Annotated in this window: 14 protein-coding genes and 1 pseudogene; 7 read left to right on the top strand and 8 right to left on the bottom strand. The window is 70.3% G+C overall.

Going from position 1 to position 18,766, the window contains the following annotated elements; genetic code table 11:
• Positions 1-124 precede the first annotated feature (124 nt).
• On the bottom strand, positions 125-1,633 hold the full coding sequence (locus WMF45_RS22645; protein ID WP_437718923.1) for a cobalamin-dependent protein: 1,509 nt from the start codon (positions 1,631-1,633) through the stop codon (positions 125-127).
• Between the two features lie 226 nt (positions 1,634-1,859).
• On the opposite strand from WMF45_RS22645, the gene pucL reads away from it, so the two are divergent.
• Both pucL and WMF45_RS22635 read left to right on the top strand, forming a co-directional pair.
• Entirely contained in the window at positions 1,860-2,705 is an 846-nt protein-coding gene (pucL, locus tag WMF45_RS22640; RefSeq protein WP_437718922.1) for a factor-independent urate hydroxylase, read from the top strand.
• Between the two features lie 59 nt (positions 2,706-2,764).
• The gene (locus WMF45_RS22635; RefSeq protein WP_437718921.1) at positions 2,765-3,976 is read left to right on the top strand and encodes a PAS domain S-box protein; all 1,212 of its coding nucleotides are present in this window, start codon (positions 2,765-2,767) and stop codon (positions 3,974-3,976) included.
• Between the two features lie 5 nt (positions 3,977-3,981).
• Here WMF45_RS22635 and WMF45_RS22630 read toward each other — a convergent pair whose 3' ends face one another.
• The 5 genes and pseudogenes from WMF45_RS22630 to WMF45_RS22610 form a co-directional block, all read right to left on the bottom strand.
• Positions 3,982-5,322: a hypothetical protein gene (locus WMF45_RS22630; RefSeq protein ID WP_437718920.1), complete on the bottom strand. Its 1,341-nt coding sequence runs from the start codon at positions 5,320-5,322 to the stop codon at positions 3,982-3,984.
• 37 nt (positions 5,323-5,359) lie between these two features.
• Entirely contained in the window at positions 5,360-6,397 is a 1,038-nt protein-coding gene (locus WMF45_RS22625; RefSeq protein WP_437718919.1) for a hypothetical protein, read from the bottom strand.
• 325 nt (positions 6,398-6,722) lie between these two features.
• Entirely contained in the window at positions 6,723-7,838 is a 1,116-nt protein-coding gene (locus WMF45_RS22620; protein WP_437719702.1) for a hypothetical protein, read from the bottom strand.
• A 131-nt stretch (positions 7,839-7,969) separates the two neighbouring features.
• A complete protein-coding gene (locus tag WMF45_RS22615) occupies positions 7,970-8,452 on the bottom strand; it encodes a LysR substrate-binding domain-containing protein (RefSeq protein WP_437719567.1) in 483 nt (160 codons plus the stop codon).
• A gap of 19 nt (positions 8,453-8,471) precedes the next feature.
• Positions 8,472-8,726, bottom strand: a pseudogene (locus WMF45_RS22610) (helix-turn-helix domain-containing protein); the annotation flags it as partial.
• Between WMF45_RS22610 and WMF45_RS22605 the strand changes: the two are divergent.
• The 3 genes from WMF45_RS22605 to WMF45_RS22595 all read left to right on the top strand — a co-directional run bounded on the left by WMF45_RS22605 (position 8,643) and on the right by WMF45_RS22595 (position 12,307).
• Positions 8,643-8,816, top strand: a complete 174-nt coding sequence (locus WMF45_RS22605) for a hypothetical protein (protein WP_437719701.1) — start codon at positions 8,643-8,645, stop codon at positions 8,814-8,816. The pseudogene WMF45_RS22610 and the gene WMF45_RS22605 overlap by 84 nt on opposite strands.
• Positions 8,817-9,204: 388 nt before the next feature.
• Positions 9,205-10,923 carry a DUF1592 domain-containing protein gene (locus tag WMF45_RS22600; RefSeq protein WP_437718918.1) on the top strand — a complete coding sequence of 573 codons (1,719 nt, stop codon included), beginning with the start codon at positions 9,205-9,207 and terminating at the stop codon, positions 10,921-10,923.
• Between the two features lies 1 nt (position 10,924).
• Positions 10,925-12,307, top strand: coding sequence for a DUF1552 domain-containing protein (locus WMF45_RS22595; protein WP_437718917.1), 1,383 nt, complete (start codon positions 10,925-10,927; stop codon positions 12,305-12,307).
• Positions 12,308-12,559: 252 nt separating this feature from the next.
• Here WMF45_RS22595 and WMF45_RS22590 read toward each other — a convergent pair whose 3' ends face one another.
• A complete protein-coding gene (locus WMF45_RS22590) occupies positions 12,560-13,384 on the bottom strand; it encodes a hypothetical protein (RefSeq protein ID WP_437718916.1) in 825 nt (274 codons plus the stop codon).
• A gap of 216 nt (positions 13,385-13,600) precedes the next feature.
• Between WMF45_RS22590 and WMF45_RS22585 the strand changes: the two genes are divergently transcribed.
• Both WMF45_RS22585 and WMF45_RS22580 read left to right on the top strand, forming a co-directional pair.
• A complete protein-coding gene (locus WMF45_RS22585) occupies positions 13,601-14,608 on the top strand; it encodes an NAD-dependent epimerase/dehydratase family protein (RefSeq protein ID WP_437718915.1) in 1,008 nt (335 codons plus the stop codon).
• Between the two features lie 150 nt (positions 14,609-14,758).
• Positions 14,759-16,465, top strand: a complete 1,707-nt coding sequence (locus WMF45_RS22580) for an RICIN domain-containing protein (RefSeq protein WP_437718914.1) — start codon at positions 14,759-14,761, stop codon at positions 16,463-16,465.
• Positions 16,466-16,583: 118 nt separating this feature from the next.
• On the opposite strand, the gene WMF45_RS22575 is transcribed toward WMF45_RS22580, so the two are convergent.
• Positions 16,584-18,392: a hypothetical protein gene (locus WMF45_RS22575; RefSeq protein ID WP_437718913.1), complete on the bottom strand. Its 1,809-nt coding sequence runs from the start codon at positions 18,390-18,392 to the stop codon at positions 16,584-16,586.
• Positions 18,393-18,766 lie beyond the last annotated feature (374 nt).

Genomic DNA, 18,766 nt, shown 5'->3' with positions numbered 1-18,766 from the left:
AATCATCCGAATCAAAGCCTCTCCCTCGCTCGCGGCGGAGGCCATCTGTCTTTGGCAGGCCGGCGCGGAGCTCGCTATGCGAAACGCACCCCGCGTGGCCGGCGTCTGAAGGCGCGGAGCGGGGTCATGCGCTCCGCGCCGCGAGGAGCTGCTCCGCCGTGCGGACGGCTCGCTCTGCGCTCGGCGCCGAGCCGTCGGCCCCGACCTGCCTCCAGAGGTCATCGACGAGGCAAAACGGCCGTCCGCCGACCAGGACGATGACGCCCCTGCACCGGTCGTCGCCGCGCGCCGCGGTGATCACCTGGCGGACGCTCGCGAGCTGATCGCTGAGCGCGGCCGAGACCGCGAGGACGTCGGCCTTCCGCTGGACGACCTCCTGGATCACGTGCTCGGCGGGCGTGCTGGCCCCGAGATAAAAGGTGTCCCACCCGGCCATTTCGAAGAAATCGGCCACGAAGCGCGCGCCGATCTCGTGGAGGTTCCCGTCGACGGCGGTGGCCACGAGGCGGCGGCCGGCGCGATCGGCGCTGGCGACGAGCGGATAGAGCTGGCCCAGGATCATCTGCGTGACCGCCGTGCCGTAGTGCTCCCCGGCGATGCTGAGCTCACGGAGCTGCCAGCGCCGGCCCAGCTCGTACTGGCACGGCAGCAGCACGTGAGCATAGATGTCCTTGATCGGCGCGCCAGCGTCGAGCGCCTCCCAGATGGCCCGCGTCGCTCGCCTCCGGTCCCGCTCGAGCAGCGCGTCGAGGTAGCTGCACGCGACGGCGCCGAGCGGCGCCTCCGGGCGGACGAAGCTGGGATTCCCGGCGTGCATCGAGGTGAGCCGCTCGAGCGCCGCCGCCAGGTACCGCCGCGGCGCCTCGGCGAGGCGCTCCGGCAGCGTGAGCGCGAGGACGTCGCCGAGCGCGCGGAGGTAGCCCACGAGCTCGGCGGGGTCGAGGCGGTGCTGTACCAGCAGCGTCTGTGCCCACTCCGCATAGGCGCTGAAGAGCTCCGGCGACCCGTTGTCGACCGCCGCGGCGAGCTGCGCGACGTGGCGCCTGGCGTCGTCGAGGCAGAGGGCGCGCTTCGCGCCGGCGGCGAGCGCGTCCGCCGGGCGCCGCATGAAGCTGAGCGCGACGCTCATCGGCGCGATGCGCGCCGCCGAGCGCTCGATGGCCTCCGCCGCCGAGCCGGCCTCGCCGGGGGCGCACGGGGGCTCGGGGATGGCCGCCAGCGCGGCCGGCGTCACGAGGGGCGAGGCGCAGAGGCGCTCCCGGCCCGCGGCCAGCGCCTCCTGCGCCACCGAAGAGAGCGCCGGATCGAGCTGCTCGCCGATGCTCTCGCTCAGCGCGTCGAGCGCGACGCCGAGCGCGCGCCGGGGCACCCCGAGCGCCTCGAGGAACACCGCCGTGAACGCGCAGTACTCGCAGAGCTGCTGGGCGCCCTCCGCGCGGAGCGCCGCCGCGAGGGCGTCGATGTGCGCCGCGAGGTCCACGTGGCAGCGCGAGAGCGCCTCGCGCTCGCCGCGCGCTCCGAAGGCGCGCGGCGCGACGGACGCTGCCTCGAGGCGGGCGAGCGCGGCGTCCCTCAACGATTCACGGCGAGCGACGAGCTCGTCGGCCGCCCTGTCACGCTCTGCGGTCACCATGCCCGCGTATCTGGTGACGCGCCTTCGTCGCCGCACGCGCGATATCACACGGGCCCGCCCGGCGACGCTGCGGTGCCCGGCCGCGCGGCCGCCGCCGGAGCGTCGTCGGGCGCCGCGGGGCGAGGGCGGGGGACCCGCCAGGCTTGAGCCGGCGTCGCGCTTCAAGCTACCGTCTCTCCCGCGTCATCAAAAGAGCGTCGTCGCCCGGCGCGGGAGCTGAAGAACGATGTCAATCTCCTTGGTGCGGAACGCCTACGGCAAATCGAGGGTGCGGCTCGTGAAGGTCCGCCGCGCGGGCGCGCGGCACGAGCTGACCGACGTCCAGGTCGATGTCCAGCTGGAGGGCGAGTTCGACGACGCGTACACGAAGGGTGACAACAGCAAGGTGCTGCCCACGGACACGATGAAGAACACCGTGTACGCGCTCGCCAAGGGCCACCCGGTCGAGCCGATCGAGGATTTCGGCGTCCTGCTCGCCGAACACTTCCTCGGCAAGCCGCACACCCTGCGGGCGAGGGTCGCTATCGCGGAGAACGTCTGGTCTCGCATCGACGCGGGCGGCGCGCCGCACCCTCACGCCTTCCTCCGCGCGGCAGGGGAGCGGCGGACCGCGGAGATCTCCGCGGCTCCCGGCGGTGTCGAGATCACGTCCGGCGTCGCGGATCTCCTCGTCCTCAAGACCACCGGCTCGGCGTTCTCGGGTTTCCCGCGCGACGAGTACACGACGCTCAAGGAGACAGGGGACCGCATCCTCTCGACGCTCATGGTGGCCCGCTGGCGCACGGCCGGCCGCGACCCGGCGCCGACGGCGACGTGGGAGCGCGCCCGCCGCGCCCTGCTCGAGACGTTCGCAGAGCGACACAGCCTCTCGGTGCAGCACACCATTCATGACCTGGGGGAGGCGGTGCTCGCCGCCTGTCCTGCCATCGACGAGGTGAGCCTCTCGCTCCCCAACAAGCACTGCCTGCTCGTCGATCTCGCACCCTTCGGGCACACCAACGACAACGAGATATTCGTCCCGGTCGACGAGCCGCACGGGCTCATCGAGGCCACGATGAGGCGAGGGAGCTGACCGCCGGGCGCGGCCGTTTTTCTCGACATGCCGAGGACGTGCCCGGTAGAGTGCGGTGCATGGACCAGGTGGCCGGCCCGGACGAGCTCGAGACCGCGACGAGTTACATGAACGCGGTCCTCAACGGACCGTTCATCGCCGTGGAGTGCACCGGCGACGTCGGGTCTCTCGAGATCGCCGCGTGGAGCGCCGGGGCGGAGCGGCTGCTGGGTTATACCGGGGAAGAGGTGATTGGCTGCCGCCTCGCGGACACGGCGCTCCGCAGCGCCGACGACGACCTCTGGCGACGCCTCTGCGATGGGCAGGGCGGCGCGCCGCTCTCCGCCGAGCACCGGCGGAAGGACGGGCGCGTCGTCGCGTGTGCGTGGGTGCACGAGCCGATGCGCGGCGCCGACGGCCAGGTGGTGCGCAGGCTCTTCATCGGGCAGGACGTGACCGACCGGGGCCGCCTGGCGGAAGCGTCGCGGGACGACTCGATCATCCTGCGCGCCATCCTCGATCACGTCCCGATCGCCGCGTGCAAGTATGATCGCGATGGGGTCTTCACCCATCATGACGGCAAGGGGCTCGAGAACTCGGGCGTGAAGCCTGGGGCGCTCATCGGCAAGAACGTCTTCGACCTCTACGGGTCCAACCAGGCGGCCGCGGACGGGATGCGGCGCGTGCTGGCGGGAGAGGTGGTGGACAATCAGGCCGAGGCCCACGGCGTCGCCTGGCGATCCTGGCTGCTCCCCATCTTCGACGAGAGCGGCGCGCAGAACGGCGCGGTGTCCGTGACGTTCGACATCACGGACGTGAAGCGCAAGGAGGCCGAGCTCCAGGCGAGGCTCGACATGATCCAGGCCCAGCAGCAGGTGATTCGCGCGCTGTCGACGCCCATCATCGAGGTCTGGGATCGCGTGCTGACGCTCCCGATGGTCGGCGTCGTCGACAGCGTGAGGACCTCCGAGGTGATGGACAGCCTCCTCGACGCGATCTCGACCAAGGGGGCGCGCTTCGCGATACTCGATCTGACCGGGGTCGACGCCGTCGACACGAAGACGGCGAGCTACCTCATCGACATGGTCCGCGCGATACGGCTCCTCGGCGCGGAGGGCGTGATCACGGGGATCCGCTCGAACGTGGCGCAGACGATGATCGCGCTGGGGGTCGACCTGTCGGGGATCATCACGATGGGCAACCTCCGCGCCGGCCTCAAGCTCTGCATCCAGCGGATGAACCGCGCCGACGCCGCCGCGGCCGACGGCGCGCGGCGGGCCGAGGCACGCTGATCGGGCTAAGGCGCTGGCGTCCGCGGCGGCGAGACGTCGAGATCCGCCATCTTCCCCTCTCGCTCCAGCCGCCAGATGTCCTCGTCGGTGACGAACTCCTGCGCGAGGAGCTCTCGCGCCCGCTTGATCTTGGCGAGGAGGACGGGCTCCGTGACCGGTGTGCTCGACTCCTTGGTCGGCGCGGGCGGCGGCTTCATCAGCGAGAACGTCCCGCGCGCCGCGTGTCCCTCCGCCGTCTCCCCCTCGAGCATGTACGTGACGGTGAAGACATCCGGTTCACGCGCCGTGTCGAGCCTCACCTCCACATCGACCCCTTGCCCGGGTGGGATCTCGACAAGGCCGAGCGAGGCCTTGTCGAGGGGTGAGGCGCTCGACGCCCCCGCGAAGTGCCGCACCGCCGTGACCGTACCGATCCGGACCGGCGCGTCGCGGTGATGCCAGAGGCGGAAGGTCTGCCGGACCACGCCGTCGGCGTCCTGCCGGGGAAAGCGGGGCGTCGGCGTCGCCGCGATGGTCACGACCCCCCGCTCCGCGAGGTCCTGAAACATCATGTTCGGGATCTGGAGCAGGGCGCGGCCGGTGAGCTTCTCGCCCGCTTCGCCCTGGACCTCCACCCGGATCAGAAACTCGGAGACGAGCGCGGTTTGCGGGCGGCGCTCGTAGCTGTGGGTCACGAACGGCGCCTTCGTCTTCTCCGAGCCGCCGTCGTCGAACACCCAGGTATAACTCGCGGGCTCGAACGGCCTCGCGTCGGGGTTGTCCTTGAGCCCGACGTCGACGATCTGCGCCGTGAGCTCGAATTCACCCGGGGTGCTCGGCAGGAGCCTGTGGGTGATGACGACGATCCGCTCCGGCTTGCAGGCGTTGACCTTGTATCTCGGGACCTCGATCTGAGTCACCACGTTGTTCCGCCCGAACACGGAGATGGTGGGCATCTCGTACGACCCGTCCATCTCGGGCCAGATGCGGAGCGGCACCCGCGATCCTGCGCGCGTTCCAACGACGCCGTGGAGGTATTCATCTGTCCCGTTCGTGGTATGCGATCGCACGGTGATGAGGTTCTCCTCGCCGGCGCACACTTCCGGCTTCTCGACCTCGATCTCGTCGATGAGGGGCGCCGGGTCCTCCGCGGGCGCCCTCGCCGCGGCGGCGCTCGCCGCGGCGGCGCTCGGCGCGCGTCCGGCGCGCGGCGGGGCCTCCGGCGCGCTCGCCTTCGGCGCTGCCTGCACGGGCTCGGGCGCCTTGGCAGGGCGGACCGACCAGACAAGGATCCACAGCGCGGCGGCGAGCACCACCACGCCGACCCATTGCGCCTTTGACCGATGCTCGCCGATCCTGATCGTCATGGCCGGAGCTCCTCACGTCACTGTGCTCGAACGTCCGTCAGTACCAGCACCCGTAGACGTTGCCTCCGGAGTTCCACTGGACGTTGTGGTTCGTATCGGCGGACCAGACGGTCGCGCCGGCCTGCGTCCCCCAGGGGTGCCCGCTCCAGCCGCCGATGCGGTCGGGGCTGATGGACACGGCGACGGTCTTCGGGTCGTCTCGGACTCCTCTCCACACGCTGCCGCTGCCGGTGTCGCATGCGTGCGAGGCCATGCAGTTCGCGACCTGATTGGCGGCCTTCTCGCAGACGTCCGAGAGGCAGACGATCGATGTGCCGATCGAGCCCCAGAACCCCAGGCTGTTCTCGCAGCTGTCCGTCACCCCGCCGTGAAGGGCGTTGGCCGCGCTGGCGAGCTTGGCGTGGCTGTACGTGTACGGCGGGATGGCGCCCTGGCCGTCGAGATGGTGCGCGTAGGCCAGGAATGACGAGCAAACCATACCGTTGTTCCACGCCGCCCCGCCGGTGGGCGTGCCCTCGGTGTTGCGGTACTGGAAGAACGAGTAGTGCACCCGGTCGCCGCGAACGCTCAGCCGAGCGATCTCGACCCCTTCGTCGATGCTCGAGCGCTCGGCGTAGTAGGGCACCTCCCACCAGATGGTTTCGCCGATCGACGCGGCCCGCTTGGGGTCGCCGACCTGGTAGGTCAGCGCGGCCGGGCCGCTCCCGCCGCTCCCGTAGAGGAAGCGGTAGATCCCACCCTGGTTGACCTGCGCGAGCCCGGGATAACCATCGATCAGATCGCTCGATACGATGGGCGTGCTGCACACCTCGGGCCAGGAGTTCTCGCGTGGCTGCTTCATGGTGGCATGCGTCACCCACCGTCCGGGTCCGTGTGACAGCATCGAGTGCGTCCGGAACTCGCCGACGGCGTTAAGGACGTCTCCGATCGGCCCCGAGCCGGCGCTGAACACCGCCGCGCCATTCGGCGCGTTCCAGCCGGCGCTGGAGTACCCGCACGCCTGCTCGGCGGCGGCAGCGGCGGAGGCGAGGCACGACGATACGATGACGAGCGGTAGGACGAACGCTGGTTTCACGGGCGCACCTCCGATCGAGAGCATGGCTGTCGGGACACGGGGCAGCGAAGCGGTCGCGTGGAGCGTCCTGGGCTCTGACGGACGAACGCCGCGAGCGGCCCGAGCCGGAGGGGGCGCTCGCTCGAGATACGGAAGGATGACGCTCCAGGGGCGGCGCGTGCGGGTACCCCACCCCCGGCAGATAGTGTAGTCTGAGGAAACCGTGGGCAAGCAGAAAATGGAGGCGCGATTGCCTTCTACCGCCGTGATGGAGCCTTTCAGGCGGGCGGGCCTGGCCAATGTACAGGTTGATGCACAGGACGGACCGGCGGGACCCGGGGACGCCTCATGGGTCGACGGGAGGCGGCGATCCCCGTCCCGGGGCTCCGAGCACCTCGACCGCCCCCTCCGACGACAACAAGATCTGCGGGTTGGCCTGCGCCGGCGAGATCACGTTGAGCACGCCCCTCGCGCGCACGCGCAGGCCTGGTTTGATGAGCTTGTTGCGTGCGTCCACCGGCGCGCCGGGGTGCGCCGCCCAGCCCCGCGCGAGCTTCTCGCGGATCGCCTTGAAGAGCTCCGGATCGCTGAAATTGACGAGCGTATACTCGCGCTCCACCCGATCCCCGTCGACGACGCGCAGCGCCCAGATGTCGAATTTTATCTGCGGGCTCCTCGGGAAGAGCACGAGATCGCCCTCCAGCTCGATCGGCTGGCCATGACCTGCCTGCACGCGCTCCAGCACCTCGATGGGCCTCGAGACGGCCGGATCGAGCCGCAGGTGGATCGGGCGATCGGGGTGCTCGGCGATCACGTAGTGCAGCCGGATCTTGTCATTGCGCCACAGGTCCCGGACGTGCTCCGGGCGGGTCACGAAGACCGGCACCACCTTGTCCGCGAGCTCGACAACGAGGATCTTGCCCTCGGCGTCCACGCCATGCACACGACCCACGAGCTCGCGCCCCCCGACGAGCGCCGCGTGCGTGGTCGTGTCGTGTGCATACGGTGGCGCGTCCACGCCCGAGGAAAACCGCGTGAGCACCTCGATGCGGCGCACGCGGACATGGCGCTGAGGGCCCTTTTTCTCGAGGCTGCCGAACACGCGCAGCCGGTCATGCCGCTTTAGCCCGGCGAGCTCCCGCGCGACCTCCGGCGAGCCCGGGATCATCGGAAAGTCAGCGTAACGGAAGAAATCGTGCGGGAGCCGGTAGGTGAATACGAAGAGACCGGACGCAGCCGCCGCGCCGTGCATCCATCCATCGAGCCCGTCGCCGGCGAGCGCCGCGGCGATACCGGCATCATCGTCCGGGTCAATCACGGCCGACGGATCGCGCGCGGTCGGCGTCGCGTGATGGGTCGGAGTCGCGCGCGCGGGCAGCGCGGCAGGAGCCTGTGTTGGCGGGGGATGGCAGCCGGACGGAACGATGAGGAGGGCGAGGAGCCAGCCGAACACCGCGACCACGCGTTGACCCATGCGCCAGCATAGCAGGTGCGGAGTCGAGCCTGCACGGAGGCCGTGGAGCGCCTGAGCGGCGCGATCGCGTGCTCCGGTCGAATCGGGCCCGCAACGCGATCCACACGAACGTTGGAGGCTCATGTGGACGCCCTGGGGCGGCCTCTCGCGGTGGAGCTGGAGATCAGGCTCTCCCGGATGCTGCGATGGCGCGGGTCGGTCGTCCAGCGTGGATGAAACACGATGTGGAGCGTGAAAGGCTCGACCTCGAAGGGGACGGGTCGCGTCGTGAGCGGGAGCCCCGAGGCGCGGACGATGCGCGCGGGCAGGGTAGCGACGAGATCGGTCTCCGCTGCCAGCGAGAGCGCGAGCAGCAGCGACGGCACGCGCGCCTGCACGTCCCGCGATCGTTCGAGCCGCGCGATCGCCCGCTGCACAGGCGAGAGCCCCGGCAGCGAGGTGCCCACGACGACGTGGCCGCACCCGAGGTACCGCTCGAGCGTCGCGCGCCCGCGCGCGAGCGGGTGCCCACGCCGCGCCACGATCACGTGTTCGTCGTCGACGATGGGGCGGAACACGAACTGCTCCAGCCCGTCGATGTCCACCCGCGGGACGAGCGCCAGGTCGACCTCCCATGGGCGTCGGCTCGAGGGCCCGGCCGGTGGACACGAACAAGGGATCGCCGAAGACCTCCCGGAGCCGCGCGAGCGAGCGGCTCATGCTGGGCTGCGTCGTGCCGAGGCGCCGCGCCGCCTGGGTCACGCTCCGCGTCTCGAGCAGGTGGAGACGGGCGAGGTCGGCGGAGCGCGCTCGATGTTGCTCCGCAGCGACCACGTCGCGTTCGATCGCGCCCGCGAGCACGAACCGCTGCCGATCTACGCGCACCTCGTCCGCCATCGCGCGCGCGGCGACGTGCTGATCGACGCCGGCCTCTCCGCCCCGTTCGAGCGCGAGCCGTTCGGCGACATCGGCGCGAGGCGCGCGTGACGTCGCTGGTCAAAATTGGAGAGCTTTCGGCGATTCGTGATCAATACGGGCCGGAGCGGGAATTCTTCCGATGACTGTTCGTGTGCGCGGCGTGGGTGGCCTGGAGAGGTGCGACAGACTCGCGCTCTCGCCTCGCTGCCCAGGTCGTAGTTTGCCCGGTTCTGCTGGGCTGACGCGGCGCGTGCCGCGTCAAGTGACGGCCAGTCGAACCATAATATGACGGGAGTGGAGTCTTCGGGCAGCATCAGACTTCGCCGGCGGATGGTCCGTTGTTGACCGCTGTCCGGCCATTGAACGTGGGCGTCTGGCGCTGTGGATTGATGGGAGCAGCGCTTGACGTCTGGCGAAGCTTCACCGTAGGTTGTGACCGACGGTAGGAGGTCACGGTATGGCTGACTTAGGATATCGTCGCTGGCGAGCCGGTCACGCGCTCGTAGCGACGCTCGCGCTGACGGCCGCGGCCGGGTGCGGTAACGGGCAGATCGGAGCGGCGGACACCGGCTCCAGCTCCGGGGAGGACGGCTCGACGTCCGGACAAGGAGGCGATCCCCCGGTGTGCGGCGCCGAGCGGATCCTCGCGCCCCAGCGGCGTTTGACGCGATTCGAATACAACAACACGGTCCGAGATCTCCTCGGAACGTCCCTCACCCCTGCCGATCAATTCCCCCCGGATGAGATCGCCGGCGGCTTCAACAACAACGCGACGGTGCTGACCGTGTCTGCGCTTCACGCGGAGAAGTACCTCCTGGCTGCCGAGGCGCTCGCGACCGAGGCCGTCGGGGGCGATCTATCGAAGCTCGTGCCGTGTGATCCGGCCGCGGTCGAGGGGCAAGTCGCCCAGGAAGAGGCGTGCGCGCGGCAATTCGTCCAGGACTTCGGCCGTCGCGCGTACCGTCGACCGCTCGAGACGTCGGACGTCGACCGGCTGATGCGCGCCTACGCCGCGGGGCGCACCGACGGGTCGTTCCGTGAGGGCATCGAGGTCGTCATCCGGGCCGCGCTGCAATCACCGAAGTTCCTGTTCCGTCTGGAGCTGCGTCACGATCTCGATGCCTCCTCGTCGCGGGTGCGCCTCGACCCGTACGAGATGGCGTCGCGCCTGTCGTACCTCGTCTGGGCGTCCGGCCCCGACGACGAGCTGCTCGACGCCGCCGAGGCCGGCCTGCTCGATACCCGCGAGCAGCTCGCCGAGCGAACCCGCCAGATGCTGGAGCACCCGCGGGCGCGCCGGGCCATCACGGAGTTCTACAAGCAATGGCTCAACCTCGGGAAGCTCGAGACCATCGTCAAGGAGGAGAGCCAGTTCCCCGGGTACGACGACGAGCTCGTCGCGGGGATCCGCGCGGAGACTCCCGCGTTCGTCGAGCACGTGCTCTGGTCCGGGGACCACAAGCTCTCGAGCCTGCTCACGCTGCCCGTCGGCTTTGCCACCGAGTCCGTCGCCGAGCTCTACGGCGTGACGGTCCCGCCCGGCTCGACCACACCCCAGCTCGTGGAGCTCCCGCCGGACCAGCGCGCGGGGGTGCTCACGCAGCCCGCGTTCCTGGCCGTCCACGCGCACCCCGATCAGACCTCTCCGGTGCTGCGCGGCAAGGCCATCCGCTCGAAGTTCATGTGCCAGGATCCGCCGCCTCCTCCTGACGATGTCGACCTCACGCCGCCCACCGGCGAGGAGGGCGTCACAGCGCGTGAGCGGTTCAACCAGCACGCCTCCAATGCCAGGTGCGCCGGCTGCCATCAGCTGATGGATCCGATCGGCTTCGCGTTCGAGAACTTCGACGCCGTGGGTGCGTACCGCACCCAGGAGGGCGGGCAGGTCATCGACGTCTCCGGCGAGATGGTCCTGTCCGATGACATGGACGGCTCGTTCGTCGGCGTTCGCCAGCTGGCGGAGAAGCTCGCCGGGAGCGCGCAGGTCCGCGAGTGCCTCGCGACGCAATGGTTCCGCTACACGGCGGGCCGCTTCGAGAACGTCGACGACGAATGCTCGCTCGACGGGCTGCGCGCAGGGTTCCACGGCTCGGAGGGCGACCTCGTGGAGCTCATCGTGGCGACGACGCAGACCGACGCGTTCCTGTACCGCAGCGCGATCGCAGAGGAGGAGTGACATGACACCGCGAATGATCTCTCGACGGCGGATGCTCCAGGGCGCGCTGGCGGCGACGGCGACGATCCCGCTGCTGAACTCCGAGCTGGCCCGCGGGCAAGAGGCCACGGCGCCCAAGCGCTTCGTGGTGTTCTATACGCCGAACGGCACCATGGAGTCGAAATGGATGCCCACGGGCACGGAGAACAACTTCACGCTGAGCCCGCTGCTCCAGCCGCTCTCGCCGTTCAAGTCGAAGATTATCCCGATGCGCGGGGTCAACATGAACGTCGTTGTCAACTCCAACGTCGGCTCCGAGCACGCTCGGGGCATCGGGGGGCTGCTGACGGGGCGGGCGCTGCTCAAGGGCAACTTCAAGAGCTTCATGTCCACCAACGCCGGCTGGTCGTCGGGGATCTCGCTCGATCAGCACATCGCGAACAAGCTGCAGCCCCAGACGCTGTTCAAGACCCTGGAGCTCGGCGTCCAGGTCCGTGACGCGGAGGTGCGCGGCCGGCTCAGCTACGCCGGGCCGGACCAGCCCATCCCCCCCCGCGAGGACCCTTACGACACGTTCCAGCAGCTCTTCGGGGCCTCGGTGCCTGGCCAGGGCCAGGACCCGGGCGGCTCTACCGCGCTCGATCGGCTCCGCGCGCAGCGGCGGACCGTGTTCGATCTCCTCCGCGAGGACATCGCCGACGTGCGGCCTCGCATCGGCAAGGAAGATCGCCTCAAGCTCGACTCGCACCTGCAGTCGATCCGGGACATCGAGGCGCGCCTGGCCGGCGGCGGCTCCTCGACCGGCGGCGGCGGCACCCCGAGCACGAGCTGCCAGGCCCCGGCGCTGGGCGACCGCATCGACCTCTCGAAGGACGACAACATGCCCGCCATCGGCAAGCTCCAGATGGACATGATGGCCGCGGCGCTCGCGTGCGACCTCACCCGGGTCGCCACGATCCAGTGGTCGTACGCCGAGAGCGAGCACCTCTACCCGTTCCTCGGTCTCACGCAGAATCACCATGCCATCTCCCACGAGTGGAACGCGGCGGGTGACGAGAAGTACATGAAGATCCACACGTGGTTCGCGGAGCAGCTCGCCTACCTGCTCGGGAAGCTCGACTCGTACGCGGAGGGGGATCGCACGCTCCTCGACAACACCGTCGTCCTGTGGGTCACCGAGATCGGCGAGTCGAGGCAGCACGCGCTCACGAACATCCCGTTCTTGCTCGCCGGCAGCGCGGGCGGGGTCTTCAAGACCGGCCGCTTCGTGGACTACCTGGCGAACGGCGGCTCTGCCCGCCAGCACAACGATCTTCTCGTCACGATCGCGAACGCGATGGGCACCGACGACAGGACCTTCGGCGACCCCCAGTACAGCACCGGCGCGCTCCCCGGGCTCACCTGAGTCCCGCCCACCAGAAGTCCGGCCATCAATGGATGGATGGCCGGACTTCTAGCCTTCGTCCCGCGCACGGGAGAGCGCGGGCGCGGGGAGCGTCACGCGGTGGTCATTATCCGGCCGTCACGGCGCGGAACCGGAACGTGGGGTCGCGGTCCGTGCCGCCCGGCCTCGCGGCGCGCCACCCGAGGTGGTGCGCGTAGCTCCGCGGTTCTTGTACGATGCGCCGGAGCGAGCGGACGTCGACGAGAGCTTCGCCTACCCCCGCGCGTGCTGCCGCGGCAGCGGCGGGCCGCCGAGCTCGCCCGGGATGGCGCCCGAGAAGGCCTGGAGCGCGCCGGTGAGATCGGGGAAGACGACCACCTCGCGCGCGGGCTCGCCGGGGTCGTAGCGCAGCCAGAGCAGCGGCCACGCGTAAGCGCGCACCGCCTGCGCCACGATCCGGCCGCCCGCGGCGAACGCGCCGAGGGTGGCCACCGCGCTCTCGATCGTGCCGGCAAAATGGTGGCCATGAAAATCCGGCTCGACCGCCCGGTCGCCGCCGCCTCGGTAGGCGGTGCGCACCGCCCGGGGGCGGAGGTCGAGGCAGCGCAGCGGCTCGGGGGGATCCGCGGCGCCCAGCGCGCGCTTCAGGCCGCTCTCGAACGAGAACAGCGCCGGCACGAAGGACATCTCGCGTGGCGCGTAGAGCTCGCGCACCTCGATCGGGCGGTCCTGCACGTGGCGGATGCGCGCCCGCCGCACATGACCGTCGCCCATGCAGGACGCGCAGACGACGGGACTCGCGCTGGCGCCGGCGCACGCGGTGCAGGGCCGGAGGCCGAGATGCTCGACCAGGCGCCGGTGGGCACGCGCCTCGAAGGCCTCGGGGAGCGGCGGCTCTCCCGGCGCGATCTGCAGCGCGTCCTCCACGCTGAGGTCGACGACCTCGGTCCAGCCTTCACGGCGCACGATCGACGCGAGCACCACCAGCGCTGCCACGCGGCGCTCCTCGGCCGGCGCGCCGGGCGGCAGCGCGAGCCCCTCGGCGCGGGCACGCCCGAGGGTTGGCAGGTACCGGGCCACGGGGTCGGACGGATCCACCCTGGCAAGGCTAGTACGTCGTCGCCCAAGGACGAATTTGCGGGGGCGAACCGTCGTGATCCGTAAGGATTTTCGACGCGCGGAGCTAGCCGAGCCCGGCCCGGCGGACATGGGCTCCTCGAAGCCCGGGGTCCCGCGCAGGTCTTGCATTTTTGCCGCGATATGTTGCATTTATTGGCGTTGTCTTGCGTGCTTGCAAGGGCCATCTTGGCCCCCATGAACAACGCACCGCTCGTCCCGAACTCCTCGTCTCGCCTCCACGTCGTGCTCGGCGCCGGCCAGATCGGCCCGCGGGTCGCGGCTCTCTTGCTGGCGCAGGGCCATCGTGTGCGCCTGGTGCAGCGCACCCGCCGCGCTCCGGAGCGGCCGGGGCTCACGTCGGTGTGCGGCGACATCACCGATCTCGCCTTTGCCGAGGAGGCCACGCGCGGCGCCAGCGTGGTCTACGATTGCATGAACCCGCCCTACCACCTCTGGCCCACGCAGCTCTTGCCCATCGCGCGCGGCGCGGTGCACGGCGCGAGCAAGGCGGGCGCGAAGCTCGTGGCCCTCGACTGCCTGTACATGTACGGCGTGCCCGACGGGGCCATGCGGGAGGACTCGCCGCGCCGTCCTTGCAGCAGGAAGGGCGCGCTGCGCGTCGAGCTCGAGGAGATGCGCCTCTCGGCGCAGCGCCGCGGCGACGCGCGCGTGGCCATCGGGCGCGCCAGCGACTTCTTCGGCGCCGACGTGCCGCTGTCTGCCTGGGGCGACCGTTTCTATTCGCGCGCGCTCGCCGGAAAAGCCGTTGAGTGCATGGGTGATCCCGAGATGCCTCACTCGTATACCTACGTGGAGGACGTGGCGCGGGGCCTCGTGACGCTGGGCGAGCGGGAGGAGGCGATGGGCCATGTCTGGCACCTGCCGACGGCGCCGGCCGAGAGCACGCGGGCGCTCGCGCAGCGCCTCGGGCGCGCCCTTGGCGTCACGGTCGAGGTGGCGCGGGTCCCGCGCATCCTGCTGCGCGCGCTGGGCCTGTTCTCGCCCTTCCTGCGGGAGGCGGTCGAGATGGCGTACCAGTGGGACGTGCCCTATGTCATCGACGATACGCGCTTCCGCGAGACCTTCGGCTGGTCGGCGACCCCCGTCGCGCGGCAGGTCGCCGACATCGCCGCCTGGGCCCGCGACAGGTACAAGATCGCCGCCCCGCGCGGAGCGGCGGCGACTCCCGCGGCGCGGGCCTGATCGGGCCACGAGCGCGCTGCCGAGATCTCCCCGGGGCGCAGGCTGGCCGATCGCACGGGAGCGGATCAAATCACCCAGGTCGCTGCGCGCTAGAAGGACTTGACTCGTCCGGTTGAAGGCACCGAGATCTCGCTCTTTCTGGAGGGCGTCATGCGTCTCGGTTCCTTGTCTCCGGTGATGGGCCTGCTGGTCGTGGGGCTCGGCGTCGCCTCCTGCGCTTCCGGCTCCGAAGCGCCCCCTCAGGGCTCATCGGAGGGCGGCGGCGCTTCCGGGGTCGGCGCGTCGGTCGGCGCGTCCTCCGGCGGCGGCGGGGCGCCCGGCGCGTCGATCGGCGCGTCCTCCAGCGGCGGCGGAGCGCCCGGCACCTCCAGCGCTTCGGCGGGCGGGGCGCCCGGCACCTCCGGCGCGTCTGTCGGTTCGTCGTCCGGCGGCGGCGGGGCGCCTGGCGAGGGTGGGGGACCGGAGCTGCCGCCGGCGGTCGGCCCCCTGGTCAACGGGATCCAGTGGGCCGACACCTCGGGTAAACCCATCCAGGCGCACGGGGGAGGGGTGATCCGGGTGGGCGACCATTACTACTGGTTCGGGGAGAACCGGAACCCGGACGGGACGTTCTATGCCGTCTCCTGCTACCGCTCGACGGATCTGCGGCGCTGGGAGTTCAGGAACCATGTCTTGACGATGGACTCGGACAAGGACCTCGATCCGGCCAACATCGAGCGTCCGAAGGTCGTCTACAACGCGTCCACGGACAGATTCGTGATGTGGATGCACTGGGAGAACGGGGTGAACTACGGCGAGGCCCGCGCCGCGGTCGCGAGCTCGAGCACCGTGGACGGCGACTACACGTATCACGGCAGCTTCCGGCCGCTCGCCGGCAGCGGGGTGACCGATCACGGCAAGCCGGGGTACATGTCCCGCGACTGCGGGCTCTTCGTCGACGACGACGCCAAGGCCTATTTCATCTCCGCCACGAACGAGAACTACGATCTCAACCTCTACGAGCTGGCCCCCGACTACCTGTCCATCGCCCGCCTCTCCGCCACGCTCTTCCCCGGCGGGCACCGGGAGGCGCCGGCGCTGTTCAAGCGGAACGGCACCTATTTCCTGCTGACCTCCGGCGCCACGGGCTGGTCGCCCAACCAGGCGAAATACGCGACGTCCCGCGCTCTCGACAGGGGCTGGTCGGCGATGACCAACGTCGGTGACGGCACGACCTACCACTCCCAGTCGACCTACGTGCTCCCGGTCCAGGGCAGCTCCGGGACGGCCTACCTGTACATGGGAGACCGGTGGGCAGGGGCCTGGAGCGGACCGGTCAACAACTCGACGTACGTCTGGCAGCCGGTCTCCTTCCCGTCGGACACCAGCATGAGCATGCGCTGGAACAACACGCTGACCATCGACACGTCGGCCGGCGCCGTCGCCGGAACGACGAACAATTTCAAGCTCGTCAACAAGAAGAGCGGCAAGGTGATGGATGTCGTCGGCGCGTCGGGCGAGGACGGGGCGGACGTCGTCCAGAACGCGGACAGGGGCGGAGACAGCCAGAAGTGGAGCTTCAACTACAATGGAGCGGGCTACTTCCGGCTGACCAACGTCAAGAGCGGCAAGGTGCTCGATGTCCCTGACGAGTCGACGAGCGACGGGGTCGCGCTGGTGCAATGGGAGAACCACGACGGCGACAACCAGGCGTGGCTGTTCATCGATCTGGGCGGCGGTGATTTCCAGATCAGGAACAAGAAGAGCGGCAAGCTGATCGGGGTCTACCAGGGCTCCACCGCGGACGCCGCCGCGATCGAGCAGCGGGCGGGCGGCAGCGGCGAGGAGCAGCGATGGCAGATCGTCGTCGCCGAGTGATGGGTGGATGACGGGCGGAGCAGCCTCCTGCCGGGGCCGCGACGAGGCCGGCGCCGATGAGCGCGGCATCCGGGCCCGATCGAGGCCGACCGGGCCGGGAGGGAGGCGCGCGGCGCCGCTACGACCGCGCGCGCCGCCGCCGCCCGAGCACGAGGCCCGCGGCCGCCGCCGCGAGCGCGGCGGCGCTGCCCGCGGAGCCCGCCGGGCCAGAGGTGCTGCACCCGGCCGCGGCCGGCGCGAAGCCGCCGTCCGTGGCCGCGTCGGCCGACGCCGGCAGCGCGTCGGGCTCGTGCAGATCCCGAGCCCACACCGGCTCATCGAGCACCTCGTCCACGGCGAAGGAGGTGGACAGCACCTCGCGCTCGCCGCCCAGGCCCTCTTCCGGCGCGAACTCCGCGTTGCCCGGCGCGGCGAGCTGCGCGACGGCGCCCTGCGTGCTCGAGACCTGGAAGATCGTGTTGCCGATGGTCACATACCAGCTCCCGTCGAGCCAGCGACCGTGTCCGAGCGTCGTGCCAATGCTCTCGGGCGCGCCCCCCGCCCGGCCGAGATAGCGCTTGCCGCCGTTCAGGAAGAGGACCTCGCCCGTGTCGCTGATGCCGTCGTGGCCGACCCGGAGCTTCACCTGATCGAACTGGCTCGACGTCGTGAAATCGCTGATCTGATGCTGCTCGCCGTCGGGGGTCCGCAGCCAGACCTGGTTGACGGCGCCGTCGCTCCTCAGGAAGGCGGCGTGGCCCGCGTGAACCAGCAGCCCGGCCGAGGTGCCTGTGATCGAGTCGCCAAGGAACACCTCCTCTCCCTCCGCCGTGTACAGGTAGCTCGAGCTCGTCATGCCGTCCCACCACCGGCCGGCGACGTTCGTCCCGTCGGTGATCGGCCGCTGCAGGTTGCCCGCATGATCGCCGAGGCGCACCCTGCTCGGCCCGACGATGGCAGCGTCCTCGTAGGTGCCGAAATAGACGCCGCCGGAAGGCGTGATGTCGGCCTGGAACGGCGACCTGCTCCCGTCGACGCGCCAGAGGGTCCTGTTCGTCCCCGCCGATAGCGAGGTAGCGACGGCCCAGTCGTCGCCGTTCGTCGTCCACACGATGTTGTCGCCGTTCACCGCGTCGAGGCGCGCCCCGCTGGTGACGGTGCGCCGGGCGCCGTTGACCCAGGCGAGGATGTGGCCCGTCGTCGACTGGTGCACGGACCCGGACGGCGTGAGCGCCCCGTAGACCTCGCTGATCGGCAGATCCCCTTGCGGGATGGTCGCGACCCACGTCACCTGCTGCGTGGCGCGGTCGAAGATCCCGAGGCGCTGGTACGGGTCCCGGAAGAGGATCCGCGCGGCGTCGAAATCGAGGATGGTGCCTGGCGCGCGCTGGACGGCGGTGAGCCTCGGGCTCCGCTCGACGTAGATGGGGCCGATGGTCTTCGTGACGGTGGGGCCCACGCCGTCGCTGGCCTCGATGGTGAGCGTGTACGCTCTGCCCGAGGGGATCTGGTAGCCATACCAGGCCTGCTCTTCCTTGAGGTAGAGGTGCCCCGGCACGGGCTGTGGGTTGCCCGCCGAAAGGGTGACCTGTCCTTCGGCGCTGCGGAACGTCGCCCGGAGGCTCTGGCACGCGTACGGCGGCGTCGGGATGCACTTCGCGGCGAAGCGCCAGCCGTCTGTGAGGGTGTCGTGCGCGAGCGCGTTCCATCCGAGCGTCAGAGGCGCGTGCCGGTGCACCGTGCCCTGCGCGCTCGCCACCTCGCCAAACGTGTTGTACGCGTGGACCGTCACGACGTGAGGCCCATAGGCGAGCTCGCCCGCGAGCTCGCCGAGGTCGAACGCTCCCTGGAAATGACCGCCTTCCGTCGGCGTGAGCTCGATGGTGAGCCCTTCGAGCTCCGCCTCGACATAGTAGATGTCCTCGGGGGACGACGCCGTTACGTGCACCGGGATCGTGCTGCCCGCGATGATCGCATTGGTCGGCTCGATGAGCCCGACGGTGACCGCGGCATCGGCGGCGTGGGCCGAGAGGGACAGGGCAAAGCAATGGCTGTGCCAATATGATGGCGATAAGCTCTCATGGATCCTCCGTAATTTGAACGCTTCGGTGCATCCGTGGCTCCGATCATTCACTCACCGGGTAGCCGCCCTGCGAGCGGGCGTGAAGCGGAGCGACCCCTGGCGCGCGGGCCGAGCGCTTCGCCGGCGCGACGAGCCGGCTGCTCGGGATAACAGCGCGACGAGCGCGCTGCTCGTCGGCTTTTTGCTTCACCGCGCTGGGCCGCAAAGGTGACAGGAACGCGCCGCTCCTGCTGTGTCCG

Origin of the sequence: Sorangium sp. So ce448 (genome assembly GCF_051520915.1) — a bacterium.
Taxonomy (GTDB): Bacteria; Myxococcota_A; Polyangia; order Polyangiales; family Polyangiaceae; genus Sorangium; species Sorangium cellulosum_B.
Note: the sequence above shows the minus strand (reverse complement) of the source record. Positions and strands in the feature narration are given on the sequence as shown.

Excerpts from the sequence above, each read along its gene's own strand:
- WMF45_RS22605 (WP_437719701.1), top strand. The coding sequence starts at position 8,643 with ATGTTGCTCCGCAGCGACCACGTCGCGTTCGATCGCGCCCGCGAGCAC.
- WMF45_RS22595 (WP_437718917.1), top strand. The coding sequence starts at position 10,925 with ATGACACCGCGAATGATCTCTCGACGGCGGATGCTCCAGGGCGCGCTG.
- WMF45_RS22600 (WP_437718918.1), top strand. The coding sequence starts at position 9,205 with ATGGCTGACTTAGGATATCGTCGCTGGCGAGCCGGTCACGCGCTCGTA.
- WMF45_RS22580 (WP_437718914.1), top strand. The coding sequence starts at position 14,759 with ATGCGTCTCGGTTCCTTGTCTCCGGTGATGGGCCTGCTGGTCGTGGGG.
- WMF45_RS22645 (WP_437718923.1), bottom strand. The coding sequence starts at position 1,633 with ATGGTGACCGCAGAGCGTGACAGGGCGGCCGACGAGCTCGTCGCTCGC.
- pucL (WP_437718922.1), top strand. The coding sequence starts at position 1,860 with ATGTCAATCTCCTTGGTGCGGAACGCCTACGGCAAATCGAGGGTGCGG.
- WMF45_RS22635 (WP_437718921.1), top strand. The coding sequence starts at position 2,765 with ATGGACCAGGTGGCCGGCCCGGACGAGCTCGAGACCGCGACGAGTTAC.
- WMF45_RS22585 (WP_437718915.1), top strand. The coding sequence starts at position 13,601 with ATGAACAACGCACCGCTCGTCCCGAACTCCTCGTCTCGCCTCCACGTC.
- WMF45_RS22630 (WP_437718920.1), bottom strand. The coding sequence starts at position 5,322 with ATGACGATCAGGATCGGCGAGCATCGGTCAAAGGCGCAATGGGTCGGC.